Genomic DNA, 26311 nt, shown 5'->3' with positions numbered 1-26311 from the left:
AGTGATTCGCCTGAAGGGCGAATCAGCTGACGGCATAATGCCCGGCTACCTTTGGTCCCGTGCCGGAGGGACATACCATTCACCGCCTAGCCGCCCGCCATCGTGAGCTCTTCGCCGGGCAACCGGTGCGGGCGAGCAGCCCGCAGGGCCGGTTCGCCGCGGGCGCCGCGTCGATCGACGGCCGCGTGCTGCGCGACACCGAGGCGTTCGGGAAACATCTGTTCCACCACTACGAGGGCGACCGGATCCTGCACGTCCATCTGGGCTTGTACGGCAAGTTCGCCGACGGGGAGCTGCCGGCGCCCGAGCCGGTCGGCCAGCTGCGCATGGTGCTGACCGGAAACGATCGCTGGCTGGAGCTGCGCGGCCCGACCGCGTGCGAGGTGCTCGACCCGGCCGCGGCCGATCTGTTGCGGGCCCGGCTCGGCGCCGACCCGCTGCGCGACGACGCGGACCCCACCATGGCGTACGCCCGGGTCAGGTCCAGCACCAAACCGCTCTTCGCCCTGCTCCTGGACCAGTCGGTCGTGGCCGGCTGCGGGCTGATCTACGCCAACGAGGTGCTCTTCCGGGCCGGGCTGGCCCCGGAGACGCCGGGCACCGCGATCGACCCGGCCCGCTGGACGGCGATCTGGGACGACCTGCGGGCGCTGATGAAGGAGGGTGTGGTGCGCGGCCGGATCGACACCGTGCACAGCGAGCACACGCCGGAGGCGATGCGCCGGGCGCCACGGGTCGACAGGCACGGCGGCGAGGTGTATGTCTACCGCCGCCCCGGTCAGCCCTGCCTGGTCTGCGGCACCGCGATCACGATGGGCGCGATGGCCGGCCGGAATCTCTACCGCTGCCCGTCCTGCCAGCCGTCCGCCCCCACGACCGGGTCACGGTCGCGGAAGCGGACGGGCTAGATCAGGACCGGCTGGGTCAGGAGGCCGCGGACGGGCTGGGGCTGCCGGACGGTGCGTTCAGCGAGGGTGCCACCGAGGGATTCGGCGACGACGTGGACGGATCCGGCTCCGGGGTGGTGTCCTCGTGGCCGGGGACGCCGATCTCGAAGTTGTCCATCAGCCACGGGAGCAGTTCCGCGTACGCCTTGATGGTGTCCGGCTGGTTGAAGTCGTGCGACAGCACGATCGCGCCGTCCCGGGTCTCCTTGCGGACCTGCTTCACGATCCGCTCGGTGTGCTGCCCGGAGGACTCGCCCTCCAGGTGCTCCCAGTCGCGCGGGTCGACCTCCCAGTAGAGCGAGGTCATGCCGACGCCGTACGAGGTCTTCACCAGCCGGTCGGTGAAGTTGCCACCGGGGGCCCGGAAGTACGGGATCTCGGCGTCCGGCACGGCCGCGCGGATCGCCGCGTTCGTCCGATTGAGATCAGCGAGGATCTGGTCCTTCTTCTTCTTGCCGATCGACAGGTCGTGGCTCCACGTGTGGTTGCAGAGCACGTGGCCCTCGTCGGCGATCCGCTTGACCAGGTCCGGGTGCCGGCGGGCCTGCGTACCGACCAGGCAGAAGACCGCCTTGGTCTGGTTCTCGGCCAGCAGGTCCAGGATCTTCGGCGTCTGGATCGGGTCCGGCCCGTCGTCGAAGCTCAGCATCACCGTCTTGGATCCGGTGGTGCGCAGCGAGTTGAACGGCCCGTCGCCGACCGGGACGACGGCCTGCTCGGCCTTCTCCTCGGTCTTCTCGGCGCTGGGCGTGACGACGGGTGGCGCGGACTCCTCGGCCGGGGCCTTGCCGGTCGCGGCGGGCAGCGCCTCCACCGGATCGCGCTCGGGGGCGCGCTGCTCCGCGGGCTGCTTCTTCTCGGTCCGGCTGATCACGCCGACCGCCTCGGCGGCGGCGGTCATCACGCTGGTGCTCTCGCCGTTCTGATCCTGCCGGATCGGCAGCGCGGTGAGAGCCAGACCGACCGCGACCAGCGCGGCGAGGGCCAGCTGCGGGCGACGTCGGGCGTTCTGCACCCAGGCCTTGCGGCCGGTGGGCGCCTGAGCGGCGCGGTGCGCGCCACGGGCGTTGTCGGATCGGACGGTCAGGGTGCCGAAGCGTTCCACGGTGTGCCGGGCGGCGCGACCGCCGGGCCGGGGCGTGGTGGGGCGTCCGGCGCTCCAGGACTCGCCCGAGGAGGCCCGGTGCCGGGGTGCCGGAACGGTGGCGCCGGAGGCGTCGATGAAGGCGGCACGGAGCCCGGTGATCCGGGCGGTGACGGAGGTGTCCGCGGAGGACGAGTCCGGAACCCGATGCCGTCCACGGGCCACTGCGTCGTCACGAGACGTCGGCCCTGGTGAGAGGGGGGCGTTCGGCGGCATTCGTCATGAGTACACGTGTTGCACGATCGAGCGCGATACCAGATGAGTGACCCCATCGATACATCGGGTGATTTACACAGGTCATTCCCTGTGGTTACGCTGTGCAACTTTCGTCAGAACGACGCCGATTCGTCCTCTCCCGCGAAGGGTTCACCTAGAAGTCTGTGCTTATGATCACTCCGCGGGAGGCGCCGATCACCCTGCGGGGAGCGTCGATCACCCGGCGGCGTGCGCCGATCTCTCCGCGGGGAACGCCTATCTCTCCGCGGAGAGATCGGCGCCCAAGCGTGGATCACTCCCTCGTCGCGCGCGCCAGCCAGTCCACGACGTCGCCGACCGATCCGCCCCGGGCGAGCAGCGCCCGCTGCCGAGCCGCCCCGGTGCCCTGCTCCCGCAGTCGTCCCATCAGGACGGTCACCGTCTCCAGGTCGCCGTGCCGCTCGAGTTCCGGCCGGACGTAGTCGAACAGTTGCCGCAGCAGTCGCCCGGCGGGCCGGGGCTGCCGGGTGGCCATGTCGATGTTGAGGCCTTCCAGCCCGTCGTGCGCGGCCCGCCAGTGCGCCGCCATCAGCAGTGGATGGGCGACGTCCGGGGCGGAGGTGCCGGCCCGGACCTCGCGCACCAGGGTGGCGACCAGGCCACGGGTCAGCCCGGCCAGCAGGACCGCGTCCTCGGCGGTGGGCATCACGTCGCCCATCCGGATCTCGACGGTCGGGTAGCTCGCGGAGAGCCGGGCGTACCAGTAGAGCATCCCCTCGTCGAGCATCGCGCCGCTCGCCTCCAGGTCGGCGACGAGCGTCAGGTAGTGCTCGTGCGACCGCAGGTAGGGCGTCGGGCCGACGGTGGGCCAGCGCTCCCACATCATCGAGCGCCAGCTGGCGTACCCGGTGTCGCGCCCGCCGAACAGCGGTGAGTTGGCGGTGGCCGCCTGCAGGATCGGCAGCCAGGGGCGCAGGTGGTTGAGCACCTGCACGCCGGTGTCCGGGTCGGGGATGCTGACGTGCACGTGGGTGCCGCACATGCCGGGGCCGGGGGACAGGTCGCCGAAGTGCTCGCGCATCCGGTGGTAGCGGTCCTTGTCGACCAGCCGGGCGTTGGGGCCGGTGGCCGGGCCGGTGCCGACCGCGACGAGTCGCCCGCCGGCCCGTTCGGCGGCCGCGGCCACGCCGGAGCGCAGCCGTTTCAGCGACGTGGTCAACTCGCCCAGCTCGAGCTGTGGCGGGCTGGCCACCTCGATCTGGCTGCGGTAGTACTCGTGCTGCACGACGTCGCGCATGCCGTCGGGCAGCTCGGCGAAGACCTCCTCGACCAGCTCGGCCGCTCTCGGCTCCACGGCGTCGACGAGCATGTACTCCTCTTCGACGCCGAGAGTGTGCAGGTCGTCCTGTTCGGCTCTGGCGGCGAGTCCCGCAGAGATCTCGGTCTCCATGGCCGCTGTGATACCCGGCCGGATCACCACGAAAACAATAGACAAACTTCCATATTGACAAGCTTTGGAAACAAGCGTGCAATCTGCGAGAGCGCTCTCTCGAATCCACTGGAAAGGCACGTTTTATGAAAAGACTCCTAACCGTGGCGAGCGCGTTGCTCGTCGCGGCCCTGCTCACCGCCCCGGCCGAGGCCGCGGTCCCGCCGGCGCCGTCCGGCATGACCCTGGTCTTCAGCGACGACTTCACCGGCGCGTCCGGCACCGGGCTCAACCGCTCGAACTGGCTCTACTCGACCGGCACCGGCTATCCCGGTGGCGCCGCCAACTGGGGCACCGGCGAGATCGAGACGATGACCGACTCGACCGCGAACGTCTACCAGGACGGCGCCGGGAACCTGGTGATCAAGCCGCTCCGGGACTCGGCCGGCAGGTGGACGTCCGGCCGGGTGGAGACCCAGCGCACCGACTTCGCCGCACCGGCCGGTGGCCGGATGCGCATCGAGGGCCGGATCCAGCAGCCCAACGTGACAGGTGCGGCCGCCGCCGGGTACTGGCCGGCGTTCTGGGCGCTCGGTGACGCCGCCCGCCCGGTCGGCGCCACCAACTGGCCGAGCATCGGCGAGCTGGACATCCTGGAGAACATCAACGGCCGGTCCAGCGTCTTCGCCGCCCTGCACTGCGGCACCAACCCGGGTGGCCCGTGCAACGAGACCACCGGCCTGACCAGTGGTGAACGGGCCTGCACCGGCTGTCTGGGCGCCTTCCACACGTACGCGATCGAGCACGACCGCAGCGTCTCGCCCGAGCAGCTGCGGTGGTACCTGGACGGCGTCAACTACTTCACCCTCAACTCCACCGCGGTCGACGCCACCACCTGGAACAACGCCACCCACCACGGGTTCTTCGTGATCCTCAACGTGGCGATGGGCGGCGGTTTCCCGGCGGCGTTCGGTGGCGGCCCGACCGCGGCCACCCAGCCCGGCGTGCCGATGCTGATCGACTACGTGGCGGTCTACCAGTCCAGCGGCTCGACCACGCCGACCGGGCGGGACGCCTACGCGAAGATCGAGGCCGAGTCGTACGACGCGTCCGCCGGGATCCAGACCGAGACCTGTTCCGAGGGCGGTCAGAACGTCTCGTACGTGGCCAACGGCGACTGGCTGCAGTTCAACGACGTCGATTTCGGTACGGGCGGGGTGAAGGACTTCGTCGGCCGGGTGGCGTCCGGCGCCGGAACCGCGGTCAGTGGCCTGGTCGAGGTGCGCCTGGACAGCCGGAGCAACGCGCCGATCGGATCCTTCGCGCTGGCGAACACCGGCGGCTGGCAGACCTGGCAGTCGATCCCGGCGAACGTGTCCGCGGTGACCGGCGAACACACCGTCTTCCTGACCTTCACCAGTGGCCAGTCCGCCGATTTCGTAAATGTGAACTGGATCCAATTCCGGAGGTGACGGTATCGCGGGGGCCCGGCCGATGCGTCGAGCCGGGTAACCGAGAGGAGCCCCCGTGAAGCTGAGCTGGAAGCTCGCGATCGCGGCGGTCGCACTGACCGCCGCGATCATCCCGGTAGCGATCTCCAACGCCGGGACGACCGGTGCCGGGTCCACCGGCGCCGTGGAAACAGAGAGCACGAGCATGCCCGCCGCCCCCTACCTCTATCCGGGCTGGGGTGACGCGCCCGACCCGGCCGAGGTGATCGAAGCGACCGGGGTCAAGGCGTTCACTCTGGCCTTCGTCGTCGCCGGGCAGGGCTGTGAGCCGGTCTGGGCCGGCGAGACCGGGCTGACCGGCGGGGTGCACGAGGAGGCCATCGCGAAGATCGAGGCGGCCGGCGCGGAGGTGATCCCGTCGATCGGTGGCTGGAGCGGCGACAAGCTGGGCCCGGCGTGCTCGACGGCCGAGGACCTGGCCGGGGCGTACCAGAAGGTGATCGACGCGACCGGCACGACCACCATCGACATCGACATCGAGAACGCCGACGAGTTCCAGGACCACGACGTCCAGGACCGGATCCTGGAGGCGCTGAAACTGGTCAAGGCGGCCAACCCGGGCCTGACCACGATCCTCACCTTCAGCACCACGGCGACCGGCCCGAACGCCGACGGGCAGCGGCTGATCGCCCGGGCCGCCGAGCTGGAGGCGGGCATCGACGTCTTCACCCAGATGCCGTTCAACATCGCCGAGGGCACCGACATCTACGCCACGACGGTCGGCGCCACCGAAGGTCTGCGGGACGAGTTGATCGAGGTGTTCGGGTACACCGAGGCCGAGGCGTACAGCCACATGGGCATCTCGGCGATGAACGGGATCTCCGACCAGAAAGAGGTGACCACCCTGGCGACCTTCGCCGAGATCCGGGAGTACGCCTCGGCGAACGGTCTGGCCCGGCTCTCCGTGTGGTCGGTCAACCGGGACCGCGGGTGCACCACCGGGGAGGTGACCTCGGACTGCTCCGGTATCGAGCAGGACGACTGGGCCTTCACCACCGAGGCCGCGAAATTCTGACTACCGGTCGTGGGCGGCGGCGCGCTGCCGCCGCTTGCGCACCTTCTTGACCACCCAGGATCCGATCGCGACCACGAAGAACGCCCAGATCGCGTAGTCGAACCAGTGCGCGTACTTCTCCACGTCCTGCCAGCGGGAGCCGAGTGCGAAGCCGGCGCCGACGAAGAGCGCGTTCCACACCCCGCTGCCGATCGTGGTGAAGACGATGAACTGGCCCATCGGCATGTGGTTGGCGCCGGCCGGGATCGAGACCAGGCTGCGCACGACGGGGGCACAGCGCCCGAACAGCACCGCGGCCTTGGCGTGCTTCTCGAACCAGCGGTCCGCCTTCTCCAGATCGTCCGGATCGACCAGCGGGATCCGGTCCAGCCAGTGTTTGAGCCGTTCCTCGCCCAGGCCCCGGCCGAGCCAGTAGAGCGCGACCGCGCCGGCCAGCGCGCCGAGGGTCGCGGTGAACCAGACCAGGATCAGGTTGACCCGGCCCTCACTGGCCAGGTAACCGGCCATCGACAGGACGATCTCGCTGGGAATCGGCGGGATCAGGTTCTCCAGCGCCACCAGCAGGCCGACGCCGATCTCGCCCATCGAGTCGATCACCGAGGCGACCCAGCCGGCCAACCCGCCGAGATTGCCGTCGGCCATGTGCCCACCCTCTTCCCCAGGTCCGGTCCGTTCACTTACCCGTAACCTGCCCGGGAAACCCCTCGACGTATATACCCGTCATCGGTATATGCTCCTGACATGACTGACAGTCCGATGCGGGAGCCGACGTTCCTCGTCCTCACCGCGCTGGCCGAGGAGCCCCGGCACGGTTACGCCGTGATCGAGGACGTGGCCGCGATGACCGGCGGCCGGGTGCGCCTGCGGGCCGGCACCCTCTACGCGGCGCTCGACCGGTTGCGCGCCGAGGGCCTGATCGAGGTCGACCGGGAAGAGGTCGTGCAGTCCCGGCTGCGGCGTTACTACCGGCTGACCGGCGCCGGCGAGCAGGCCCTGGCCACCGAGACCGCCCGCCTGCGTGCCCAGGCGACCATCGCCGAGCGCCGCCTGAGCGCCCGCCGTCCCCAGCTCGGAGGTTCGCCCGCATGACCGCTCTGGAGATGCGTTACCGCAGCCTGTTGCGGGTCTATCCGGTCGGCCACCGGGCCGCCTACGAGGAGGAGATGGTCGCCGTGCTGATGTCCGGTGCCGAGCCCGGCCGCCGTTTCCCGGCCGCGGCCGATGCGGTGGACCTGGTCCGCGCCGGCCTCTCGGCCCGCCTGGGCCGGGCCTTCTCCTCCCAGCGGGGTACGGGGTGGCGCGACGCCGCCTCGGTCGCCGCCCTGTTCGCCGCGCTGGCTCTGGCCGGCGCCGGGTTCAGCCGCCTGGTCGAGGGCCTGGGCCGGATGTGGCGGCACGGCGACCTGCTGGAGGCCCACGGCGTGCCGGGTCTGCTGTTGGCCGACCCGGCGGCCCGGAGTGCGATCTGGCTGCTGGTGGTGGTCGCGGCCCTGCTCGGCCTGCGCCGGGTGACGAGCGGGCTGGCGGTGGCCGGGGTGCTGGTCCAGGCCGGTGCGCTGGCGTTCTGGGTGGATCTGGCGCCATGGCAGTCGATGCGCATGATCTGGATGCTGGTCGCCGCCGTTCTGGTGGTGGTGCTGTTCCGGGCCGCGTCCACCGGCCGGCCGGCCCGTGCGGTGCTCGGGGGTCGTGGAGTCGTCCTGGTCAGCGCCGCGGCGCTGGTCATGATCGGTGCGAATGTCCTCTCCCTCGCGGCGCCGATGCTCTCCTCGAGCGTGCTGACGTTCCAGGTCCCCGGCCTGCTGCTGGTGGCGGCGGCGCTGGCCGCGCCGTCTCCGGCCCGGGAGCGGATCGTGGTGCTCGGCGCGACGGTCTTCGCCGTCCAGTTCGTCTTCATCACGATGTGGCAGTCGCAGATGATGTTCCGCACCGAGATCACCCCGGCACTGGTGTCCGCCGTGGTCACGATCACGCTGCTGAGCCCGGTCGTGGCGTTCGCCCTCGGGCTCGCCGGACTGCGCGCCCGGGAACGTTTCGCCCTCCGGAGGGCCGGTCATGTAAGGGCGCATGAGTGACCGCTGGTATTCCAAGGCCGTCGTCTACTGCCTCGACATCGACTCGTTCGCCGATTCCGACGGTGACGGCTGCGGTGACATCCGCGGTCTGATCGGCCGGCTCGACTATCTGGCCCGGCTCGGGATCAACTGTCTCTGGCTGAACCCGATCCACCCGTCGCCGGGCAAGGACGACGGTTACGACGTGTCCGACTTCTACAACGTGGACCCCCGGTTCGGCACCCTGGGCGACTTCGCCGAGCTGCTGCACCAGGCTGCCAACCGGGGCATCAAGGTGATCATCGATCTGGTGGTCAACCACACGTCGGACCAGCACCCGTGGTTCCAGTCGGCGCGGTCGTCGCCCGATTCGCCGTACCGCGACTGGTTCGTCTGGAGCGAGACCGAACCGGCGGACCGCAACCAGGGCATGGTCTTCCCCGGCGAGCAGGACGAGACGTGGAGCTACGACCGGACCGCGAAGCTCTGGTACTACCACCGGTTCTACAAGTTCCAGCCGGACCTGAACATCAACAACCCGGCGGTCCGCGCGGAGATCAAGAAGATCTGCGCGTTCTGGCTGCAGCTCGGGGTGGCCGGGTTCCGGATGGACGCGGTGCCGTTCATCATCGAGCAGACCGAGCCGGGCAACCCGTCCTCGCCGATGGACTTCGACTTCCTCAGCGACCTGCGCCAGCACGTGCAGTGGCGCAAGGGCGACGCGGTCCTGCTGGCCGAGGCCAACGTGGAGCCGGATTCGCTGGTCCGCTTCTTCGGTGACGAGGGCGGCTCCGGCAACCGCATCCACATGCTGTTCGACTTCATGATGAACGCCCGGCTGGTGCTCTCGCTGGCCCGGCGGGACGCCGAGCCGCTGATCGACGCGCTGCGCGACACCCCGGAGCTGCCGGAGGGCGGTCAGTGGGCCACCTTCCTGCGCAACCACGACGAGATCGACCTGTCCCGGCTCACCGCCGAGCAGAAGAAGGACGTCCTCGACGAGTTCGGGCCGGACGAGAACATGCAGCTGTACGGCCGGGGCATCCGCCGCCGGCTGGCGCCGATGCTCGGCAACGACCGCCGACGGCTCGAGCTGGCCTACGCGCTCCAGTTCAGCCTGCGCGGCACCCCGGTGCTGCGGTACGGCGAGGAGATCGGGATGGGGGAGGACCTCGACCAGGACGGCCGGTACGCCATCCGTACGCCGATGCAGTGGAACGCGACCAAGAACGGCGGGTTCTCCGCGGCCGACCCGAAGGACCTGATCCGCCCGGTGATCAACGAGGGCGAGTACGGGTACGAGACGGTCAACGCCACCCTGCAACGGCACGACCCGAAGTCGCTGCTGTCGTGGTTCGAGCGGATGATCCGGACTCTCCGGGAAGCGCCAGAGATCGGTGGCGGGTCGTGCACCCACGTCGACGTCCCGGCGCCCCGCGGCATCCTGGTGCACCGGGCCGACGCCGACACCGGAACCATGCTGTTCCTGCACAATCTGGGCACCGAGGCGGGTGAGGTGGATCTGAGCGAGCTGGCCGCGGAGGCCGATTTCCCGAACGACGTGCTCGCCGATCAGCAGTACCCGGATCTGGGCGATTTCTCCAAGATCCGGGTCGAGGGCCATGGTTATCGCTGGATCCGGATGCGCAGAACCGCCTGACGGCGATTAGCATCGGGCCCGGGAACAGGGCAATCGATGCAGGAGGCCGCAATGTCGCAGTCCGCACCTCGCGTCGCGATCGTCACCGGTGCCGCTCGCGGCATCGGCGCGGCGATCGCCCGCAAACTCGCCTCCGACGGTCTCGCCGTCGCGGTCGTCGACCTGGACGAGAAATCCGGGGCCGAGACCGTCGCGGCGATCGTCGAGGCGGGTGGCCGGGCGATCGCGATCGGCGCCGACGTGGCCGATTCGGGTCAGGTGGCGGCGGCCGTCGAGCGCACCGCCGCCGAGCTGGGCCCGCCGGCGGTGCTGGTCAACAACGCCGGTGTGCTGCGCGACAATCTGCTCTTCAAGATGTCCGAGGACGACTGGGACACCGTGATGTCGGTGCACCTGCGCGGCGCCTTCCTGTTCAGCAAGGCAGTGCAGAAACACATGGTCGACGCGGGTTACGGGCGGATCGTCAGCCTGTCCAGCACGTCCGCTCTCGGCAACCGCGGGCAGGCCAACTACGCCGCCGCGAAAGCCGGTCTGCAGGGCTTCACCAAGACGCTCGCGATCGAGCTGGGCAAGTTCGGCATCACCGCGAACGCGGTCGCGCCCGGCTTCATCGTGACCGATATGACGAGGGCGACGGCGGCCCGGATCGGCGTAGACTTCGCCGACTTCGAGAAGGCGACCGTGAGCCAGATTCCCGTCGCCCGCGCGGGCCGTCCCGAAGACGTGGCGAACACGGTGTCGTTCCTGGTCAGTGAAGGTGCCGGATTTGTCACCGGCCAGGTGATCTATGTCGCCGGTGGCCCACAGGACTGACCGGTCGAAGTTGCTGGCAACTTGCTGAGAAGAGTTACAAAGAAATCATGAACCGACGCATGAGTTCCCGAACCATATCGTTGACCAGCACCTTCCTCCTGCTGGCCGCGGGCGGTACGGCCGCGTGCGACAACGACGAATACACGGACGAGGGTTTCTACTGCGCCGACTCCAATGGCGTCATCGTCGACGAGGACTACTGCGACGATGACAACAACGGTGGCGGCGGTGGTGGCGGATTCTTCATCTGGCACTCCTCGGGTTACCGGTCGGGTTACCCGGTCGGGACGAAGCTGCCGGCCGGCGGCAGCAAGTTCGCCTACAACGACAAGGTGTCCCGCTCCAAGTTCGGGTTGCCGTCGAGTGGCAAGATCAGCAACGGCACGGTGAAGACCAGTGTCGTCGGCAAGGGTGGCAGCGGCTACAGCGGTAGCAAGTCCGGTTCTTAAGGGGTTTCAACACCGATGCGACGGATTCCTCACGGCCCGGTTCGCGACGGATGGCGGCTGACCAACTACAGCCTCGGCCTGACGTACAACGACGACGTCCTGCCGGACGGGACCACGTATTCGTACTGGCACGAGGGGCCGTACTACGACTTCACCGCGGCCGAGATCGAGGAGCTGGAGACCGCCACCACGACGCTGTACGCGATGTGCATGGAGGCCGGCGACTGGATGGTCCGGCAGTGCCCGCGGCACACCGTCGAGGGCCGTAAGAAGGGCTTCTTCGGGTCCGTCTGCGGCGCCGAGAGCTGCTTCCTGAGCAAGATCGGCATCCCGGAGTACGCGCACGAGCAGATCATCCGGACCTGGTTCGACGGCGACGCGGAGACGTGGACGCACTCCGACAAGGACCCGGACATGCGCCTGCCGATGCAGACGCCGGATTATTCGCCGACCGTCTACGGCCGGTTCGATCTCTGGTACAACGGGGCCGGAACTGTGCCGCGACTGCTGGAGTTGAACGCGCAGACGCCCACCTCGCTGGTCGAGGCCGCGGTCATCCAGTGGCACTGGATGGATCAGACCGGCGTCACCCAGCACGAGTGGCGGCAGTGGAATTCGATCCACGAGCGGCTGGTCGGCTGGGAGGCCACCCCGGGCGAGCCCGGCGACCCGGGCGCGTGGCGGCGCAACATCGACAAGCTGCGCGAGGCCCGTCCGTGGCTGCCGGCCAAACCCAAGATCTTCTTCGCGTACGAGACGTCGGAGACCTCCGGCGAGGACCGGATGAACGTCGCCTACCTGATGGCCACCGCCGAGGAGGCCGGTTACCCGGTCGAACTCATCGCGATGAGCCAGATCGGCTGGGACGTCGCCGGGGACCGGGTGCTGTTCGTGCCGGCGCCGGGCCAGGAGCACAAGTCCGAGCCGATCGACGTCATCTTCATGCTCTACCCGTGGGAATGGTTCTGGCACGAGGAGGGCGGCAAGGCCTTCTTCCGGAACATGGCCGACCCGGAGAAACGCGGCACGGTCTGGATCGAACCGCCCTACAAGGCGGCGCTGCTCGGCAACAAGGCACTGCTGCCGGTGCTCTGGAAACTGTTCGGCGACGACCCGGAACGGGCGAAATACCTGTTGCCGTCGTATTTCGCGGAATCGTCCAAGGCGGCCACTCTCACGTCGTACGCGAAAAAGCCGGTCTGGGGTCGGGAAGGTGGATCGGTGACCCTGGTCAAGGACGGGAAACAGATCACCACCTCACCGTCCGAGTACGGCAGGGACGGCCGTTTCGTCGTCCAGGAGCTGTGTGAGCTGCCGTCCTTCGAAGGGCTGGAGGGCACGGTGCACCCGGTGATCGGCGCCTGGCTGATCGACGGCGAGCCCGCCGGAATGGGCATCCGGGAAGGGCTCGGCGACGCCGGCCTGGTCACCAACAACGGGTGCAACTTCGTGCCGCACGCCATCGAGAGCGATTACTGAGCCTTCTCGGGTTTGTGCCGCCAGATCCACCAGAGACCGATGAACGGCAGCACCAGCGGGACGTAGCCGTAACCGCTGCCGAAATTCGACCAGACGGTGGCGTCCGGGAAGTCGACGCTGTCCACCACGGTCAGGGTGCCGATCGCCAGCACGCCGACCAGCTCGATGGTGCAGCTGACCAGGGCGATCAGCCGGCCGGTCGACCCGCCCCGGGCCAGGCCCACGGTGGCGGCGACGTAGACCAGCCCGGCGAACCCGGACAGCAGGTACGCCAGCGGGGCCTCGTCGAAGTGCGTGGTGATCTGGACCAGGGCCCGGGCGCTCGCGGACAGGGCGAACACGCCGTAGACGAGCAGGAGCACCCGGCCCAGCCCGGAGCCGAGGGCGGCGTCGCGGGGGCGGGTGGTGGCTTCGGTGGGGTTCTTGTCAGGCACCGGTTACCGACGCTATCTGCTGCAGGCGCAGCACTAGAACGGGGATGATCAGGCACCCGATGCCCAGGGTCAGGCTGCCCCAGCGGGTCGGCTCCATCACGGCCAGATAACCGGCGGTGGGGACGAACGCGACAGTGGTGATCAGGTAGCCGGCGAACGTGCCGATGTCGGCGACCTCCGTGCCGGTGGCCAGTCCGATCGCGGCCACCGCGACCAGGACGAGCACGAGAAGGCTGAGCACACCGGCGGCGATCAGGTCGTTGCGGCCGGGGGCTCGATCGAGAGCCGAGCGCAGCAGGTACCACACCGCCAGGACCAACGCGGCGATGATCGTCGCCGACGACAGGGGACCGTTCACCCGGCCAGGTTACTGAGGTGGCTCCGGCCTGGTAACTTCCGGCCCGGTGACGATCGACGAACAGGATGGGCGATCCGGTGCGCTTCGGACTTTTCGGTACGGGACCTTGGGCACACCTCACGCACGCGCCCGCCCTGGCGGCGCACTCCGGGGTGGAGTTCGCCGGGATCTGGGGGCGTGATCCGGGCCGGACGGCCGAGTTGGCCGGCCGCTTCGGGGTACCCGCATACGCCGACGCCGACGCCCTGATCGCCGACGTCGACGCGATCGCGGTCGCGCTCCCGCCGGACATTCAGGCGCCGATCGCGCTGCGGGCCGCCGCGGCCGGCCGGCACCTGCTGCTCGACAAGCCGATCGCCACCCGGGTCGACCAGGCCCGCGAGCTGGCCGCCGTCGACGTCGCCTCGGCGGTGCTGTTCACCCGCCGGTTCACGCCCGAACTGGACGGATTCCTGGCCGAGGCGGTCGCCACCGGCGGCTGGAGCGAGGCCCGTGTCGACCACCTCGGCGCGATCTTCACGCCGGACAACCCGTTCGGGGCGTCGCCGTGGCGGCGCGAGCGCGGCGGCCTGTGGGACGTCGGCCCGCACGCGCTGGCCGTGGTGCTGCCGGTGCTCGGGCCGGTCGCCGAGGTGACCGCGGTGGCCGGTGCCCGTGACCTGACGTACCTGCTGCTCAAGCACGTCGGCGGCGCGGTGAGCCGACTGACCCTGGCGGTGGACGCGCCACCCGCCGCGGCCCGCGAGGAGGCTTTCTTCGCCGGTGACGCCGGGATCCGCGAGGTGCCGCGCGCCGAGTGGGATCCGGTCGAGGCGATGGGCCGGGCCCTCGATGAGTTGCTGTCCGCGGCCGCCGGTGGCCCGGCGCCCGCCTGCGACACCCGGTTCGGCGCTCGGGTGACCGAGATCCTGGCCGCCGCCGAGCGGTCCATCGCGGAGAGTGCCACGGTTCGGCCCTGATTCAACGCTTGATTCCCGATTTCGGTACGCCTACGCGGGGTAACCGTGATCGGCGACGTGCACGGGCCGATCCGAGCGCTAACTGGACAGAACCTGCGCGTTACGGATGGACGCAAAGTAGCGAGCCGAATACATTTTCGGCTTGTCACGCGCACCGGGCCGGACGACCCGGGGTGTGGTCGTCGCGGGCCCGCGACGACCCGCCGGGCGTGTGTCGGGGTGAGGGGATGCACTGCATGACCGACCGCACAGCCTTGTACGAGATGCCGGCCACGCCCGGGGGAGCGGCGGCGTGACCGGTCTGTGGGACGCCGAGCGGGACGCCTCCGAGGCGGTGCGGGTGCTGGCCGGGCTGGCCGACCTGCTCCGCGAGGACGGGACGGTGGACCGCCGGGCACTGCTGACGTTGACCGAGAACAGCGGGGCGGCGATGGACCGGGTCGTCGAGTACCTCCGGCGGCAGTGCCGCGCCGGGGACGGCGAGCTGGCCGGGGTGCCACCCCGGTTGTCCCCCTGGCGGGACTGGGTGCCCCCCCGGGGTGACCTGTTCGGCACATCCGGGGTGACCCGCCGCGCGGACGGGGTACCGCAGCCGCGCCGCTGTGACCCGGGGGAGTGACACCCGTTCAGGTAACGTTCCGCAGCGTCTCCGACGGAGACTCTCCGAAACGATGGCGGTAGGCCGACGCGAACCGGCCGAGATGGGCGAAGCCCCATCGGTGCGCCACGTCGGCGACCGTGATCCGCGCCGGATCACCCTGCCGCAGCGTCTCGTGGGCCCGGCCGAGCCGGACCTCCTGGAGGTACGCCATCGGGGCGCTGCCGAGGTGCCGGCGGAACCCGGACTGCAGCGACCGGACACTCATCCCGGCGATGGCCGCCAGCTCACCGACGGTGAACGCGTGCTCGGGCTCGTCACGGATCGCCGTCACCACCCGGCGGATCGGCTGGGTGATCACCGCGGCCGGTGGCGCCACCAGCTCCTCGTGGTAGCGGTGCGGGACGCTGAGCAGCAGCCCGCTGAGTACACTGCCGCAGAACTGTTCGGCGATCACCGGCTCGTGGATCAGGCTGGTCTCGTGCACCAGCTCGTCGCGGAGCAGCCGGACCATCCGGCTCCAGCTGTGCGCCGGCCCGGCGGTGAGGTCGAAGACCGGCGGCAGGTCGATCGGGCCCCGCACCGGATGCCCGAGCAACCCGGCCAGCTCCGCCTCCAGGGCCCAGCTCTCGATCCGTACGTCCAGTTCCGCGGTGTTCGGCTCGTGCCGCAACCGGATCCGGTCGCCGGGCCGGAAGGCGAGCGCGGTCGCCGGGGTCGCGGCCAGCTCGTGCCCGTCACGCAGCGCCAGCACCCGTCCCGAGGTGGGCAGGGTCACGTGGTAGGCGTCGAGGGCGGGAACGTCCAGAGTCGCGCTTTCCGCGAAGGTGAGATGCCCGACGGTCAGGGGTCCGAGTTGGATCACCTCGATGCCCAGTTCGAGATCACTTCCGGCGGCCACCGGGTGGTAAAAACGATTCACGGTGTCCCGGGCCCCGGGGCCGCCGGCGCTGTCGGCCCTGTCGAAGTGGACGTTGCCCGGCGCCGGCGTGGCGCTCGGCAGGGCGTCAACCATCCCGTCCGGAGTTCCAACGCATACGGTGAGTATTCGGTTCGGGACGGTGGACAGTCAACGTGGTCGCCACGCAGTGACCGTTCCAGCACATTCCGGCCCGATGAACTACTCTGGCGTTCCGCGCCTACGTGGCGTAACTTGCAGACCAGCGGATTGTTGTAGGAACGCGGGTTCCGGGCGGCGTCCCTTTCTTTTCCGGTCGAATCGGCCGTGTTCCGCGGAAGTCGGCGTCAGCCCCGGCTGTACGCCAGGAAGAGGGCAGCTGTGTATCTGCCGATCACGACCCGCCAGCTGGCCGACGGCACTGTCGAGATCGCTCCGAGCGGTGAGATCGATCTGGACAACGCGCACGTCATGAGGGACGCGGTCAACGACGTCCTCACCACGATGACGCCGAGCCGGATCTGTCTGGACCTGCAACGGGTGATGCTGATCGACAGTATCGGCATCGGGATTCTGGTCGCCTGTTTCCACACCGCCGCCGCGAGCGGAGTGAAACTGGTGGTCAGCCACCCGAGCGCCACCGTCTACCGGCAGTTGTGGGTGTCCGGGCTGGTCGGGCTGCTCGGTTGTGCCGAGCCGCCGAACCCGCGCACCTCGGTCGGACTCCGCCCGTCCTGACGATCTGAGCCGGGGTGAGCCGCGCGCCGCGGCTCACCCCGGTACTCAGTGGGACAGCGTCTTCTCGGCGGCCAGGCGCTCGTCGCCGGACATGGTCGAGAGCGGCTTCTCCTTGATGAAGACGACCGCGATCACCGCGAGGAACGCGATCGGCGCACCGATCAGGAACAGGTCGGCGGTCGCCGTACCGTAGATGTCCTTGATCACCGCGAGGACCTCGGGCGGGAGAGCCTGGAGATCCGGGACCTCGCCGCCACCGGCCGCCGGGCCGAACCGCTCCTCGGAGAGCTGGGTGACCCGGTGGGTCAGGACGGCGCCCAGAGCGCTCACCCCGATCGAGCCGCCCATGCTGCGGAAGAACGTCAGCGCCGAGGTGGTGGCGCCCAGTTCGGCGGCGGGCACGTCGTTCTGCGCGGCCAGCACCAGGTTCTGCATCAGCAGGCCGACGCCGACACCGAGCACCGCCATGAAGACCGAGATCACCGGCACGCCGGTGCTCGCGTCGATCGTGCTGAGCAGCAGCATCCCGATGGTCATCACGATCGAGCCGCTGACCAGGAAGATCTTCCACTTGCCGTACTTGGTGATCAGCGCGCCGGCCACGGTGGAGGAGATCAGCAGGCCGAAGACCATCGGCAGGCCCATCAGCCCGGCCTGGGTCGGGGTCTTGCCGAGCGAGGTCTGGAAGTACTGGGACAGGAAGACGGTGCCACCGAACATCGCCACGCCGACCAGCACGCTGGCGACGATGGCGAGGCTGACGGTGCGGTGCCGGAAGATGCCGAGCGGGATGATCGGCTCCTTCGCCTTCGACTCGACCAGCACGGCCAGCGCGAGGATCAGCACCCCACCGGCCACCATGGCGGCGGTCTGCCAGGAGCCCCAGTCGAACTTGTCGCCGGCCAGGGTGGACCAGATCAGCAGGGTGCTGACGCCACCGGTGATCAGCAGCGCGCCCAGCCAGTCGATGCTGACCTCCTGCTTGCGGCCGGCCGGCAGGTGCAGGGTCTTCTGCAGCAGGGCGATCGCGATCACCGAGAACGGCACGCCGATCAGGAAGCACCAGCGCCAGCCCAGCCACGAGGTGTCCACCAGGACACCGCCGATCAGCGGCCCGGCGATGGTGGCCACCCCGAAGACGGCGCCGAACATGCCGGAGTAGCGGCCCAGCTCCCGCGGCGGGATCATCGCGGCCATCACGATCAGGGCGAGGGCCGTCATGCCGCCCGCGCCGACACCCTGGATGACCCGGCTGACCAGCAGGATCTCGACGTTCGGGGTGAGGCCGGCGACCAGCGAGCCGAGCACGAAGAGGCCGAGCGAGAGCTGGATCAGCAGCTTCTTGCTGTAGAGGTCGGCCATCTTGCCCCAGAGCGGGACGGTGGCCGTCATGGCGAGCAGCTCGGCGGTGACGATCCAGGTGTAGACGGACTGGCTGCCGTGCAGATCGGCGATGATCCGGGGCAGTGCGTTGGCGACCACTGTCGACGCCAGGATGCTGACGAACATGCCGAGCATCAGACCGGAGAGGGCCTGGATGACCTCCCGGTGCGACATCCGGCCGGATGATGCGGCGGTTTCGGGCTCTACGTCTGTCATCGACTTCTTTCAGATGCTGGTGAGGTCAGATGGTGGTGAGGATGGTGAAGGCTTCGCGGACGTGGTCGATCAGTGGCCGGGAGTCCCGGTCCTCGGCCCAGCGGCAGACCGCGACCCGGACCGCGGCGTTCGCGACCGAGGCGGCGACCGGTGGGTAGGGGTGGCCGTCCGGCAGGCTGTCGCGGACGGCGATGTCCTGGGCGAGCCGCTGCTCGGCGGAGGCCGCCGCGGCGATGAGCAGCGGCAGCAGGTGCGGGTTGGCGCCGATCACGCGCATCCGGAGCAGCCACAGGTCCCGGTCCTTCTGGATCTGCTCGAAGGCCGGGGCGAGCGCGGTGAGCAGCGCCTCCAGCAGCGGGCCGGGCGGCAGTGACAGCTCGCCGGAGCCCTCCATGGGGTCGCCGACGAGGGCGTCCTCCTTGGTGGCGAAGTAGTTGAAGAACGTGCGCGGCGACACCCCGGCCGCCGCGCTGATCTCGTCGGTGGTGACCCGGTCGGCGCCCCGCTCGTCGGCGAGACGGAGCGCGGCGGTGATCAGCGCCAGGCGGGTCTGCCGGCGCTTGATCTCCCGTCGGCCGGTCTCCCGGGGTCTGGGCATGGCTGTGGAATCCGCGTGCACGGCGGAGACTCTAGAACCAAACTTGCAGAAACTGCAAAGTTGTTAATCGTTGAGCTGAGACCTTTCGATCTCCGCCAGCGCCGCCGTCCACCAGGGGGCGATCGGGCGGCTGGCCAGCAGGTCGGCGATCAGCACCGCGGAGTGCCGGGCCAGCGCGTCCGGTTTCGGAGCCGGACTGCCGTCCTCCTCCAGCACCCCGAGCGCCCCGGCCAGCAGCCAGAGCACCACCGGCGGGTCGGCGTCCGGCCAGGAGCGGACCGCGCTCGCCAGTGCGGCGCGCACGTCGTCGGCGGTCAGCCCGTCCGGGTTCCGGTCCTCCAGCAGCAGGCGGACGGTGGTGCCCAGGATCAGGCCGGTGTGCGCCGGGTCGAGGGCGGCCAGGACGGCGGTCGCCTCGTCCAGCGCGGCGGTGTCCCCGGCCCGGACGGCGGCGACGGCGGCGGTGGCCGAGGCGGCGATCGGGCGGGCCGGTGCGGGCAGATGCCGCCAGGTATCCGTCATGGGCCGACCCTACGGCGGTCCACCTGCAAGGGTGGGGACGGGAGGCCGGGATGACGAGTCTGGACGCCGTGACGGCGTGGGTGCAGAAGTACCGCAAGGCCTGGGAGTCGAACGATCCGGACGACATCCGGGACCTGTTCGCCGAGGACGCCGCCTACTTCACCGCGCCGTACGCGAAACCCTGGATCGGCCGGGAGGCGATCGTGGCCGGCTGGACCGCGCGCCGGGACCGGCCGGGGACGACCACCTTCTCCTGGCATCCGCTGATCGTCACCGAGGAGATGTCGGTCATCGAGGCGGCCACCACCTATCCCCGGGACCGTTATCGCAACCTGTGGATTCTCCGATTGGATCACACCCTGCAGGCCCGGCAGTTCACCGAATGGTGGATGCGGGAAATGTGAAAATGTGCGGTCCGGCGATTCTGCGGGCAGACTGCCACGGTGGAGCCGGACCAGAGACTCGGCGGCCGATATCGGCTGATCAATGAACTCGGCCGTGGTGGCATGGCCGTCGTCTGGCGCGCCCGGGACGAGGTGCTGAACCGCCCGGTGGCGGTGAAAGTGCTGGCCGGGCGCTATGCCACCGACCCCGGCTCGCGGGATCGGATCCTGCGGGAGGCCCGGGCCGCGGCGGCCCTGTCACATCCGAACATCGCCCAGATCTACGATTTCGGGGAATCGGATCGGATTCCCTATGTGGTGATGGAATTGATCAACGGTCCGACCCTGCAACAACGGATCTCGCACGGCCGGATTCCACCGCGGACGATCTTCCGGATCTGTGGCGAGGTGGCCACCGCACTGGCCGTCGCGCACGAGGACGGACTCGTGCACCGGGACATCAAACTCGCCAACGTGATGGTCACCGGGGCCGGCGCCAAAGTGGTGGACTTCGGCATCGCCGCGGTCGCCGGACCCGCCGCGCCCGAGGAGGTGCTGCTCGGCACCCCCGCCTACCTGGCGCCGGAACGGCTCACCGGCGGCGCTGTCGTGCCCGCCTCGGACGTCTACGCGCTCGGGGTGCTGCTCTACCGGCTGCTCGCCGGGGTCGCGCCGTGGAGTGTGGAGAGCACCACCCAGATGCTCCGGGCGCACGTCTACCAGGAGCCGCGGCCGCTGCCCCGGTTGCCGGGGGTGCCGTCCGCGGTCGCCGGACTGGTCGGCCGCTGCCTCGCCAAGGATCCCGCCACCCGGCCGGGCGCGACGGAGGTGGCCGGTCTGCTCGGCGACGCGGCCGAGGCCGCCGACGCGATCCACCCCGCGGCGGTACGCCCGGGGCGGGTGCCCGTGGACCACCCCGGGTTCCGGGAGCCGTCGTCACCCGTACCGCAGCGGCGGTGGAAGAAGGCCCGGCCGGCTGCCGCGGCCCTGACGCTGACGCTGCTCACCGGCCTGCCCCTGCTCCTGTCCGGTCGGACCGGTGACGCGCCCCGGGCGGCCCGGACCGTCGCGCCGCCCGCGCCCTCACCGGAGGTGACTGGGACCGCGAGCCGGCAACCGGCGCCGCAACGCCCGCCCGGCAGCCGCGATCGCCCGGAGCGGGCCCCGGCGACCAGCGCCGGTGCGGCCGCCCAGTGGCCCAGCCCGACGGCCGGGTCCGGTTCGCCGACGGCCGGCCGTCCCTCCGAACCGTCACCGAGCGTGTCTGTCTCCGCGTCCCCGACGGCTCTTCCCGAACCGTCCGGAACCCGGCTGGAGTCGCCCGGCGGATCGGTGCTGGCCCGCTGTGTGTCGGCCGGCGCCGAGCTGCTGGCGTGGGAGCCGGCGCCCGGTTTCGGCACCGAACGTGTCGACCCGGGACCGGGACTGACCGCGGTGGCCGTCTTCGGCGGCCTCCTGGAGCGGCACCGGATGACCGTGACCTGCGTGGCCGGGCGCCCGTCGGCGGTGGTCCTGCCGCTGTGAGCACGATCCGCACGGTACGTCCGCTCGCTGCCCGGGGGCGCTCGATGTCCGACTAAACTGCGGCGGCACGCTGCGAAAGGGACATCGATGACGGCGACCGCACCCACCGACCAGAGTCTGTTCACCCGGTTCCGGGGTGCTCTGCGCCGTGATCCGCCGTCCCAGCCGGTCCCCGTCGCGGCCCCGCCGTCGCTGGTCAACCTGGTGCCGGACCCGGGTTTCCGGGGTGATCCGGACGGGTTCGCGGTGCCCGACCGGGTCGCCGCCGAGCGGGCCGAGGTGCCCGGCCGGCCCGGCACGCACGGCCTGCGGGTGAGCGCCCTGCGCGGCAACGACACCTCGATCGCGCCGGGCGGGGTCGCACTGCCACCCGGCACGTACACCGCGGCGGTCTCGCTCTTCCTGGACGAGCCGCTGCCCAGCCCGCCGCGGCTGACCGCGGAGTGGACGATCGGCGACGGCGAGGCGGTCGCGCCGGTGCGGTCGATGCCGGCCCGCAACGAGCACGGGCATCACCGGATCACCGTGACCTTCACCGTCCCGGCCGGCGCGCAGGACGTCGCGGTCTGGCTGACCGCCGGCAGCGGCGCGGTGACCTGGTACGACTACGCGATCACCGCGACCACCGGGCCGGTCGCCCACTTCACCGGCGCGACCCCGGGCGACGACCGCTACCGCTACGAGTGGACCGGCGAGCCGGACGCGTCACCGTCGCGCCGCACCCTGCTGCCCGGCGCCGTGCCGGGCGCGCTGACCACGGCCGAGGCCACCTACCTGCGTGATCTGGCCGGCGGCGATCCGATGGCGGAGGCCCGGATCGCGCTGGCCGAGGGCGACCGGGAGACCGCGGTGGACCGGTTCCGGCGGGTGGTCAAGGCCGGTGACCCGGACGGCGACGCCGCCTGGGAGCTGGGCCGGATCGCTCTCGCCGACGAGCGGTGGGCGGCGGCCGAGCAGCTGCTGCGCGGCGCGGCGGCCAAACAGCCGGAGGCCTTCGAGCGGGGGTACGCGCTGGCCCACGCCTACGACAAGCTCAAGCGCCGGGACGACAGCCGCCGGGCCAGCGCGGCCGCCCTGGCGCACGACACCAAGCTGCCGTTCGACGGCGCGGCCCTGCTGGACTCCGACGTCACCGCCTTCGGCGCCCGCCGGGAGCTGGGTGTCTTCCTCGCCGAGCACCTGAAGCAGATCCGCACCCAGGCCGGGCAGCGGCTGGCCCGGCCCGTGCACAGCACCTTCGACCAGCCGATCTTCGTCTACTGGGCGCAGGGGTTCGCGGCCGCGCCGCCGGTGGTGCGGGCCTGTCTCGCCGCGCTGAAGGCGAAGAACCCGTCGGTGCACGAGCTGAGCCGGGAGACGATCGGCGCCTACGTGGACGTGCCGGTCGATCTGGCCGCCGTGCTCGGCGACGACCACGCGCACTTCTCCGACCTGCTGCGCATGCTGCTGCTGGAGAAGTTCGGCGGGGTCTGGGTGGACGCCGGCTGTTTCGTCTCCGAGCCGCTGCGCCCGCACGTCGACCGGGCCCTGGCCCGGAGCAGCATGTTCGCGTTCAACTACACCGGTCCGTACCTGTCGAACTGGTTCCTGGCGAGCCGGCCGGACAGCTACGTCATGCACCTGTGGCGGGCCGCGTCCTTCCTGTGGTGGGAGAAGCGGGGCGAGGCGCTGGACCCGCTGCTGCACCTCCACGTCTTCGAGATGCTGCACCGGCTGGACGACCGGTTCCGTGCCGAGTGGGACGCCGGTCTGCGCCTGAACGCCACTCCGCCGCACACGTTGCAGTCGGTGATGCTGCGGCCGTACGAGCCGGAGATGTTCCAGACGATCGTGGAGGGCGCGTTTGTGCACCGGCTGCGCCACCGGTTCCGCCCGGAGGAGACGACCAGCGAGTCGTACGTGTCCCGGATCATCCGTGGTGATCATCAGGATGCGCTTCGGGAATTCAAAGGGAACTGCTAGCCGGAATTCCTAATGTCGGGCGCATGATACGTAGCGCCATGGTGCCCGAGGCGTCCACCGCCACACAGATCTTCGTGGATTCCACCGGGCGCCGTAAAAGGCTTCTCTCCGTCGCGGGTTTCCTGGTCGCATTTCTCGCCGCCCTCTACATCGGAATGGTCGGCACCAGTGTGGTTCGCGCTTCCGACGCCGCGCTGACCGTCAAGGTGGGAGCCTTGCCGACGGCCACATCGGCCAGCGCTTCGGCGTCGGCCGCCGTGGAGTGAGTCAGGGCAGGTGCGGCAGGACCTCGGCGGCCAGCAGATCCAGGTGGTCCAGGTCACCGAGGTCGCGCAGCCGCACGTAGATCCGGGTGGCGCCGATCTCGGCGTACTGCCCGATCGCGTCGACGACCTGCTGCGGGGTGCCGGTGATGGCGCCCTCCGGTGGCAGCGCGGACGCCTCGTCCATCTTCTGCTGCCGCCGTGTCGCCTCCGCTTCGGTGCGCCCGCAGGCGATCGCCAGCCCGACCGACAGCACCAGCGGCGGCTTGGTCCGGCCGTGCTTCTCGCAGGCTTCGGCGACCCGGGCGTACTGGGCGGCGCTCTGCCCGACCGGGGTGAACGGCAGGTTGAACTCGTCGGCGTACCGGGCGGCCAGCTCGGGCGTCCGTTTCGGGCCACGGCCACCGATGATCACCGGCGGGCCGGGGACCTGCACCGGCTTCGGGAGACCGGGGGCGTCCTTGAGCTGATAGTGCTGTCCACTGTAGGAGAAGCCCGCCGTTGCCGACCACAGTCCGGTGATCACCGCGAACTGCTCCTCCAGCAGGTCGAAGCGCTGTTTCGGAGTGTGGAACGGGATGCCGTACGCCTCGTGCTCCTTACCGAACCAGCCGGCGCCGAGCCCGAAGTCAACCCGCCCGCCGCTCATCCGGTCGACCTGGGCGACGCTGATCGCGGTGACCGCCGGGTGCCGGAAGGTGGCGCAGGTGAGCAGGGTGCCCAGCCGGATGGTGCTGGTCTCGCGGGCCATCGCGCCCAGGGTGACCCAGGAGTCGGTCGGCCCGGGGAAACCGTCCGAGTCGTGCATCGGCAGGTAGTGGTCGGCCCGGAAGAAGCCCTCGAACCCGGCCGCCTCGGCGTGCCGTGCCGCCGTCAGCAGCTCGTCGTAGGTGGCGCCACGATGTGGCTCGGTGAAGATGCAGACGCGCATGGGCGCAGAGATTACCCAACTTCCTGTCCAATTCGGATGCTCTCTCGTACTCTGTGCCCGCACATGACAGATCTAGAGAGGCGTCAATCTGATGAGAACGTTGCGGGCGGTCGCGGCGGCGCTGGCCATGGTTGTGGTGGCCGGATGCAGCGAGGCGGCCCCGGGGGACGCTGCGGACCTGACGAAGGTGAAATACCTCACCGCCTTCAATGCCTTCGGGCGTGAGGCGTACGCGTTCGTGGCCGACGAGAAGGGCTTTTTCGCCGAGCAGGGCCTGGACGTGGAGATCGCGATCGGCTCCGGCTCGGGCGAGAACATGGCCGCGCTCTCCTCCGGCGCCGCCGACTTCGCCCCGGTCGACTCGACCGGGTACATCCTGACCAAGGCGACCGGCAAGGTCAGCGGGGTCACCGCGATCACCGCGATCCAGCAGAAGTCGATGGTCGGCATCATGACCCTGGACGGCAACGGCATCACCTCGCCGAAGGACCTGGAGGGCAAGGTGATGGGCGACCAGGAGGGCGCCACCACCACGATCCTCTTCCCGACGTACGCCAAACTGGCGGGCATCGACGCGTCCAAGGTGGAGATCATCCCGGTGGCCGCGCCGGAGCTGGCCGGTGCGCTGGCCGCGAAGAAGGTCGACTCGATCGGCCAGTTCGTCGTCGGCAAGCCGCTGATCGAGAAGGCGGCCGGCGGCAAGACCGCGGTGGCGCTGCCGTTCAGTGACGTCATCACCGACCTGTACGGCCACTTCCTGCTGACCTCCGACAAGATCGCGAACGACGACCCGGAGCTGGCCAAGAAGTTCACCACCGCCCTGCTCAAGGGCCTGGACTACAGCATCGCCAACCCGGCCGAGGCCGCGAAGATCCTGAACAAGGCCCAGCCGGAGACGGACGCCGAGATCGCCACCAAGGAGCTGGAGATCATGGCGGCTTACGTCAAGGGCGACGGCGCCGAGACCGGCAAGGTCGACGCCGAGCGGGTCACCCGGGTGATCCAGGTGCTCGAGGGCGCCGGTTCGGTCCCGGCCGGCAAGAAGCCCGAGGACTTCGTGAAGGTGCTCAACTGACGCGGTCCATCAGCAGCCCGTGCAGCCGGGCCGAACAGCGCGCCAGTTCCTCGGTGTGCTCGTTCTGGCCCAGGCTGCGCGGGCGCGGCACGTCGATCGTCACGATCTCGGCGATCCGGCCGGGCCGCGGCTGCAGCACCACCACCCGGTCGGCGAGCAGCACCGCCTCGTCGATCGAATGCGTCACGAACAGCGTGGTGGTGCCCTGCTCCATGTGGATGCGCTGCAACTCGACGGTCAGCTCCTCGCGGGTCAGCGCGTCGAGGGCGGAGAACGGCTCGTCCATCAGCATCACCCGGGGCCGCTGGATCAGCGACCGGCACAGCGACACCCGTTGCTGCATGCCGCCGGAGAGCTCGTGCGGCATCGTCGTCTCGAAGCCGGTCAGGCCCGCGGTGGCCAGCAGCTGCCGGGCCCGCTCCACGTGCTCCTTCCGCCTCCAGCCGAAGATCTCCACCGGGAACAGGACGTTGTTCAGCACGTTGCGCCACGGCAGCAGGGCCGGCCGCTGGAACTGCATGGCGATCTCCCGCCGGCGCGCGGTGTCCACCGTCACCGTGCCCGCGGTCGGCTGCAACAATCCGGCGACCAGCCGCAGCAGCGTCGACTTGCCGCACCCGGACCGGCCGACGATCGCCACGAACTCGCCCTCGCCGATCGTCAGATCGATGCCCCGCAACGCCTCGACCGTGCCCCGGCGCCCGGAGAAGGTGTGCGAAACCTCGTCGAGCCGGATCATCGTCCCGTTTAGACTCACGGGCCCAGCATAAGGA

Annotated in this window: 28 protein-coding genes; 17 read left to right on the top strand and 11 right to left on the bottom strand. The window is 70.1% G+C overall.

Annotation, left to right across the window (positions count from 1 at the left end; all coding sequences use genetic code 11):
- The first annotated feature begins 59 nt into the window (after positions 1-59).
- Entirely contained in the window at positions 60-908 is an 849-nt protein-coding gene (locus Aco03nite_RS11735) for an Fpg/Nei family DNA glycosylase (protein ID WP_203795070.1), read from the top strand.
- Between the two features lie 16 nt (positions 909-924).
- Here Aco03nite_RS11735 and Aco03nite_RS54025 read toward each other — a convergent pair whose 3' ends face one another.
- Together Aco03nite_RS54025 and Aco03nite_RS11725 are read right to left on the bottom strand one after the other, a co-directional pair.
- Positions 925-2256 (bottom strand): polysaccharide deacetylase family protein, encoded by a 1332-nt coding sequence (locus Aco03nite_RS54025; protein ID WP_275415858.1) that lies wholly within the window; start codon positions 2254-2256, stop codon positions 925-927.
- 343 nt (positions 2257-2599) lie between these two features.
- The gene (locus Aco03nite_RS11725) at positions 2600-3736 is read right to left on the bottom strand and encodes a carboxylate-amine ligase (RefSeq protein WP_203795069.1); all 1137 of its coding nucleotides are present in this window, start codon (positions 3734-3736) and stop codon (positions 2600-2602) included.
- Between the two features lie 125 nt (positions 3737-3861).
- Here Aco03nite_RS11725 and Aco03nite_RS11720 point away from each other — a divergent pair, with 125 nt between their 5' ends.
- Positions 3862-5187: a carbohydrate-binding protein gene (locus tag Aco03nite_RS11720; protein ID WP_203795068.1), complete on the top strand. Its 1326-nt coding sequence runs from the start codon at positions 3862-3864 to the stop codon at positions 5185-5187.
- A 55-nt stretch (positions 5188-5242) separates the two neighbouring features.
- Positions 5243-6241: a glycoside hydrolase family 18 protein gene (locus Aco03nite_RS11715; RefSeq protein WP_203795067.1), complete on the top strand. Its 999-nt coding sequence runs from the start codon at positions 5243-5245 to the stop codon at positions 6239-6241.
- On the opposite strand, the gene Aco03nite_RS11710 is transcribed toward Aco03nite_RS11715, so the two are convergent.
- Positions 6242-6883 (bottom strand): DedA family protein, encoded by a 642-nt coding sequence (locus Aco03nite_RS11710; RefSeq protein WP_203795066.1) that lies wholly within the window; start codon positions 6881-6883, stop codon positions 6242-6244.
- 99 nt (positions 6884-6982) lie between these two features.
- Between Aco03nite_RS11710 and Aco03nite_RS11705 the strand changes: the two genes are divergently transcribed.
- The 6 genes from Aco03nite_RS11705 to Aco03nite_RS11680 are packed head-to-tail and all read left to right on the top strand — an operon-like array spanning position 6983 to position 12696.
- Complete coding sequence (locus Aco03nite_RS11705) at positions 6983-7330, top strand: PadR family transcriptional regulator (RefSeq protein ID WP_203795065.1); 348 nt, start codon at positions 6983-6985, stop codon at positions 7328-7330.
- Entirely contained in the window at positions 7327-8316 is a 990-nt protein-coding gene (locus Aco03nite_RS11700; RefSeq protein WP_203795064.1) for a hypothetical protein, read from the top strand. Before Aco03nite_RS11705 ends, Aco03nite_RS11700 begins: the two co-directional genes overlap by 4 nt.
- Positions 8309-9955: an alpha-amylase family protein gene (locus Aco03nite_RS11695; protein WP_203795063.1), complete on the top strand. Its 1647-nt coding sequence runs from the start codon at positions 8309-8311 to the stop codon at positions 9953-9955. Before Aco03nite_RS11700 ends, Aco03nite_RS11695 begins: the two co-directional genes overlap by 8 nt.
- 51 nt (positions 9956-10006) lie before the next feature.
- The gene (gene fabG, locus Aco03nite_RS11690; RefSeq protein ID WP_203795062.1) at positions 10007-10768 is read left to right on the top strand and encodes a 3-oxoacyl-ACP reductase FabG; all 762 of its coding nucleotides are present in this window, start codon (positions 10007-10009) and stop codon (positions 10766-10768) included.
- 59 nt (positions 10769-10827) lie between these two features.
- A complete protein-coding gene (locus tag Aco03nite_RS11685; protein ID WP_239145075.1) occupies positions 10828-11217 on the top strand; it encodes a hypothetical protein in 390 nt (129 codons plus the stop codon).
- 15 nt (positions 11218-11232) lie between these two features.
- Entirely contained in the window at positions 11233-12696 is a 1464-nt protein-coding gene (locus Aco03nite_RS11680; RefSeq protein ID WP_203795060.1) for a glutathionylspermidine synthase family protein, read from the top strand.
- On the opposite strand, the gene Aco03nite_RS11675 is transcribed toward Aco03nite_RS11680, so the two are convergent.
- Entirely contained in the window at positions 12690-13130 is a 441-nt protein-coding gene (locus tag Aco03nite_RS11675) for a hypothetical protein (RefSeq protein ID WP_203795059.1), read from the bottom strand. The genes Aco03nite_RS11680 and Aco03nite_RS11675 overlap by 7 nt on opposite strands.
- Positions 13123-13488 (bottom strand): hypothetical protein, encoded by a 366-nt coding sequence (locus tag Aco03nite_RS11670; RefSeq protein WP_203795058.1) that lies wholly within the window; start codon positions 13486-13488, stop codon positions 13123-13125. The genes Aco03nite_RS11675 and Aco03nite_RS11670 overlap by 8 nt, the downstream gene beginning before the upstream one ends.
- 77 nt (positions 13489-13565) lie before the next feature.
- Between Aco03nite_RS11670 and Aco03nite_RS11665 the strand changes: the two genes are divergently transcribed.
- Positions 13566-14447 (top strand): Gfo/Idh/MocA family protein, encoded by an 882-nt coding sequence (locus Aco03nite_RS11665; protein ID WP_203795057.1) that lies wholly within the window; start codon positions 13566-13568, stop codon positions 14445-14447.
- Between the two features lie 292 nt (positions 14448-14739).
- The gene (locus Aco03nite_RS11660) at positions 14740-15066 is read left to right on the top strand and encodes a hypothetical protein (protein ID WP_203795056.1); all 327 of its coding nucleotides are present in this window, start codon (positions 14740-14742) and stop codon (positions 15064-15066) included.
- Positions 15067-15073: 7 nt separating this feature from the next.
- On the opposite strand, the gene Aco03nite_RS11655 is transcribed toward Aco03nite_RS11660, so the two are convergent.
- Positions 15074-16060: a helix-turn-helix transcriptional regulator gene (locus tag Aco03nite_RS11655; RefSeq protein ID WP_203795055.1), complete on the bottom strand. Its 987-nt coding sequence runs from the start codon at positions 16058-16060 to the stop codon at positions 15074-15076.
- A 264-nt stretch (positions 16061-16324) separates the two neighbouring features.
- Here Aco03nite_RS11655 and Aco03nite_RS11650 point away from each other — a divergent pair, with 264 nt between their 5' ends.
- On the top strand, positions 16325-16681 hold the full coding sequence (locus Aco03nite_RS11650; RefSeq protein WP_203795054.1) for an STAS domain-containing protein: 357 nt from the start codon (positions 16325-16327) through the stop codon (positions 16679-16681).
- 45 nt (positions 16682-16726) lie between these two features.
- On the opposite strand, the gene Aco03nite_RS11645 is transcribed toward Aco03nite_RS11650, so the two are convergent.
- The 3 genes from Aco03nite_RS11645 to Aco03nite_RS11635 form a co-directional block, all read right to left on the bottom strand.
- Positions 16727-18238 carry an MDR family MFS transporter gene (locus Aco03nite_RS11645; protein WP_239145074.1) on the bottom strand — a complete coding sequence of 504 codons (1512 nt, stop codon included), beginning with the start codon at positions 18236-18238 and terminating at the stop codon, positions 16727-16729.
- Between the two features lie 67 nt (positions 18239-18305).
- Positions 18306-18878: a TetR/AcrR family transcriptional regulator gene (locus Aco03nite_RS11640; protein WP_203795052.1), complete on the bottom strand. Its 573-nt coding sequence runs from the start codon at positions 18876-18878 to the stop codon at positions 18306-18308.
- A 63-nt stretch (positions 18879-18941) separates the two neighbouring features.
- Positions 18942-19400 (bottom strand): hypothetical protein, encoded by a 459-nt coding sequence (locus Aco03nite_RS11635; RefSeq protein WP_203795051.1) that lies wholly within the window; start codon positions 19398-19400, stop codon positions 18942-18944.
- A gap of 50 nt (positions 19401-19450) precedes the next feature.
- Here Aco03nite_RS11635 and Aco03nite_RS11630 point away from each other — a divergent pair, with 50 nt between their 5' ends.
- The 4 genes from Aco03nite_RS11630 to Aco03nite_RS11615 all read left to right on the top strand — a co-directional run bounded on the left by Aco03nite_RS11630 (position 19451) and on the right by Aco03nite_RS11615 (position 23535).
- Positions 19451-19804 carry a YybH family protein gene (locus Aco03nite_RS11630; protein WP_203795050.1) on the top strand — a complete coding sequence of 118 codons (354 nt, stop codon included), beginning with the start codon at positions 19451-19453 and terminating at the stop codon, positions 19802-19804.
- Between the two features lie 39 nt (positions 19805-19843).
- Complete coding sequence (locus Aco03nite_RS11625; protein WP_203795049.1) at positions 19844-21307, top strand: serine/threonine-protein kinase; 1464 nt, start codon at positions 19844-19846, stop codon at positions 21305-21307.
- Between the two features lie 87 nt (positions 21308-21394).
- Positions 21395-23269, top strand: a complete 1875-nt coding sequence (locus Aco03nite_RS11620; protein WP_203795048.1) for a capsular polysaccharide synthesis protein — start codon at positions 21395-21397, stop codon at positions 23267-23269.
- Positions 23270-23292: 23 nt separating this feature from the next.
- The gene (locus tag Aco03nite_RS11615; RefSeq protein WP_203795047.1) at positions 23293-23535 is read left to right on the top strand and encodes a hypothetical protein; all 243 of its coding nucleotides are present in this window, start codon (positions 23293-23295) and stop codon (positions 23533-23535) included.
- Between the two features lies 1 nt (position 23536).
- On the opposite strand, the gene Aco03nite_RS11610 is transcribed toward Aco03nite_RS11615, so the two are convergent.
- Complete coding sequence (locus tag Aco03nite_RS11610) at positions 23537-24463, bottom strand: LLM class F420-dependent oxidoreductase (protein WP_203795046.1); 927 nt, start codon at positions 24461-24463, stop codon at positions 23537-23539.
- 91 nt (positions 24464-24554) lie between these two features.
- On the opposite strand from Aco03nite_RS11610, the gene Aco03nite_RS11605 reads away from it, so the two are divergent.
- The gene (locus Aco03nite_RS11605) at positions 24555-25538 is read left to right on the top strand and encodes an ABC transporter substrate-binding protein (RefSeq protein WP_203795045.1); all 984 of its coding nucleotides are present in this window, start codon (positions 24555-24557) and stop codon (positions 25536-25538) included.
- Here Aco03nite_RS11605 and Aco03nite_RS11600 read toward each other — a convergent pair.
- A complete protein-coding gene (locus Aco03nite_RS11600) occupies positions 25531-26277 on the bottom strand; it encodes an ABC transporter ATP-binding protein (RefSeq protein WP_203795153.1) in 747 nt (248 codons plus the stop codon). The genes Aco03nite_RS11605 and Aco03nite_RS11600 overlap by 8 nt on opposite strands.
- Positions 26278-26311 lie beyond the last annotated feature (34 nt).

Origin of the sequence: Actinoplanes couchii (assembly GCF_016862075.1) — a bacterium.
Classification (GTDB): Bacteria; Actinomycetota; Actinomycetes; order Mycobacteriales; family Micromonosporaceae; genus Actinoplanes; species Actinoplanes couchii.
Note: the sequence above shows the minus strand (reverse complement) of the source record. Positions and strands in the feature narration are given on the sequence as shown.

Excerpts from the sequence above, each read along its gene's own strand:
- Aco03nite_RS11635 (WP_203795051.1), bottom strand. The coding sequence starts at position 19,400 with ATGACGGATACCTGGCGGCATCTGCCCGCACCGGCCCGCCCGATCGCC.
- Aco03nite_RS11710 (WP_203795066.1), bottom strand. The coding sequence starts at position 6,883 with ATGGCCGACGGCAATCTCGGCGGGTTGGCCGGCTGGGTCGCCTCGGTG.
- Aco03nite_RS11720 (WP_203795068.1), top strand. The coding sequence starts at position 3,862 with ATGAAAAGACTCCTAACCGTGGCGAGCGCGTTGCTCGTCGCGGCCCTG.
- Aco03nite_RS11630 (WP_203795050.1), top strand. The coding sequence starts at position 19,451 with ATGACGAGTCTGGACGCCGTGACGGCGTGGGTGCAGAAGTACCGCAAG.
- Aco03nite_RS11725 (WP_203795069.1), bottom strand. The coding sequence starts at position 3,736 with ATGGAGACCGAGATCTCTGCGGGACTCGCCGCCAGAGCCGAACAGGAC.
- Aco03nite_RS11620 (WP_203795048.1), top strand. The coding sequence starts at position 21,395 with ATGACGGCGACCGCACCCACCGACCAGAGTCTGTTCACCCGGTTCCGG.
- Aco03nite_RS11705 (WP_203795065.1), top strand. The coding sequence starts at position 6,983 with ATGACTGACAGTCCGATGCGGGAGCCGACGTTCCTCGTCCTCACCGCG.
- Aco03nite_RS11700 (WP_203795064.1), top strand. The coding sequence starts at position 7,327 with ATGACCGCTCTGGAGATGCGTTACCGCAGCCTGTTGCGGGTCTATCCG.
- Aco03nite_RS11605 (WP_203795045.1), top strand. The coding sequence starts at position 24,555 with ATGAGAACGTTGCGGGCGGTCGCGGCGGCGCTGGCCATGGTTGTGGTG.
- Aco03nite_RS11600 (WP_203795153.1), bottom strand. The coding sequence starts at position 26,277 with ATGATCCGGCTCGACGAGGTTTCGCACACCTTCTCCGGGCGCCGGGGC.
- Aco03nite_RS11695 (WP_203795063.1), top strand. The coding sequence starts at position 8,309 with ATGAGTGACCGCTGGTATTCCAAGGCCGTCGTCTACTGCCTCGACATC.
- Aco03nite_RS11645 (WP_239145074.1), bottom strand. The coding sequence starts at position 18,238 with ATGTCGCACCGGGAGGTCATCCAGGCCCTCTCCGGTCTGATGCTCGGC.
- Aco03nite_RS11680 (WP_203795060.1), top strand. The coding sequence starts at position 11,233 with ATGCGACGGATTCCTCACGGCCCGGTTCGCGACGGATGGCGGCTGACC.
- Aco03nite_RS11655 (WP_203795055.1), bottom strand. The coding sequence starts at position 16,060 with ATGGTTGACGCCCTGCCGAGCGCCACGCCGGCGCCGGGCAACGTCCAC.
- Aco03nite_RS11615 (WP_203795047.1), top strand. The coding sequence starts at position 23,293 with ATGATACGTAGCGCCATGGTGCCCGAGGCGTCCACCGCCACACAGATC.
- Aco03nite_RS11685 (WP_239145075.1), top strand. The coding sequence starts at position 10,828 with ATGAGTTCCCGAACCATATCGTTGACCAGCACCTTCCTCCTGCTGGCC.
- Aco03nite_RS11610 (WP_203795046.1), bottom strand. The coding sequence starts at position 24,463 with ATGCGCGTCTGCATCTTCACCGAGCCACATCGTGGCGCCACCTACGAC.
- fabG (WP_203795062.1), top strand. The coding sequence starts at position 10,007 with ATGTCGCAGTCCGCACCTCGCGTCGCGATCGTCACCGGTGCCGCTCGC.
- Aco03nite_RS11640 (WP_203795052.1), bottom strand. The coding sequence starts at position 18,878 with ATGCCCAGACCCCGGGAGACCGGCCGACGGGAGATCAAGCGCCGGCAG.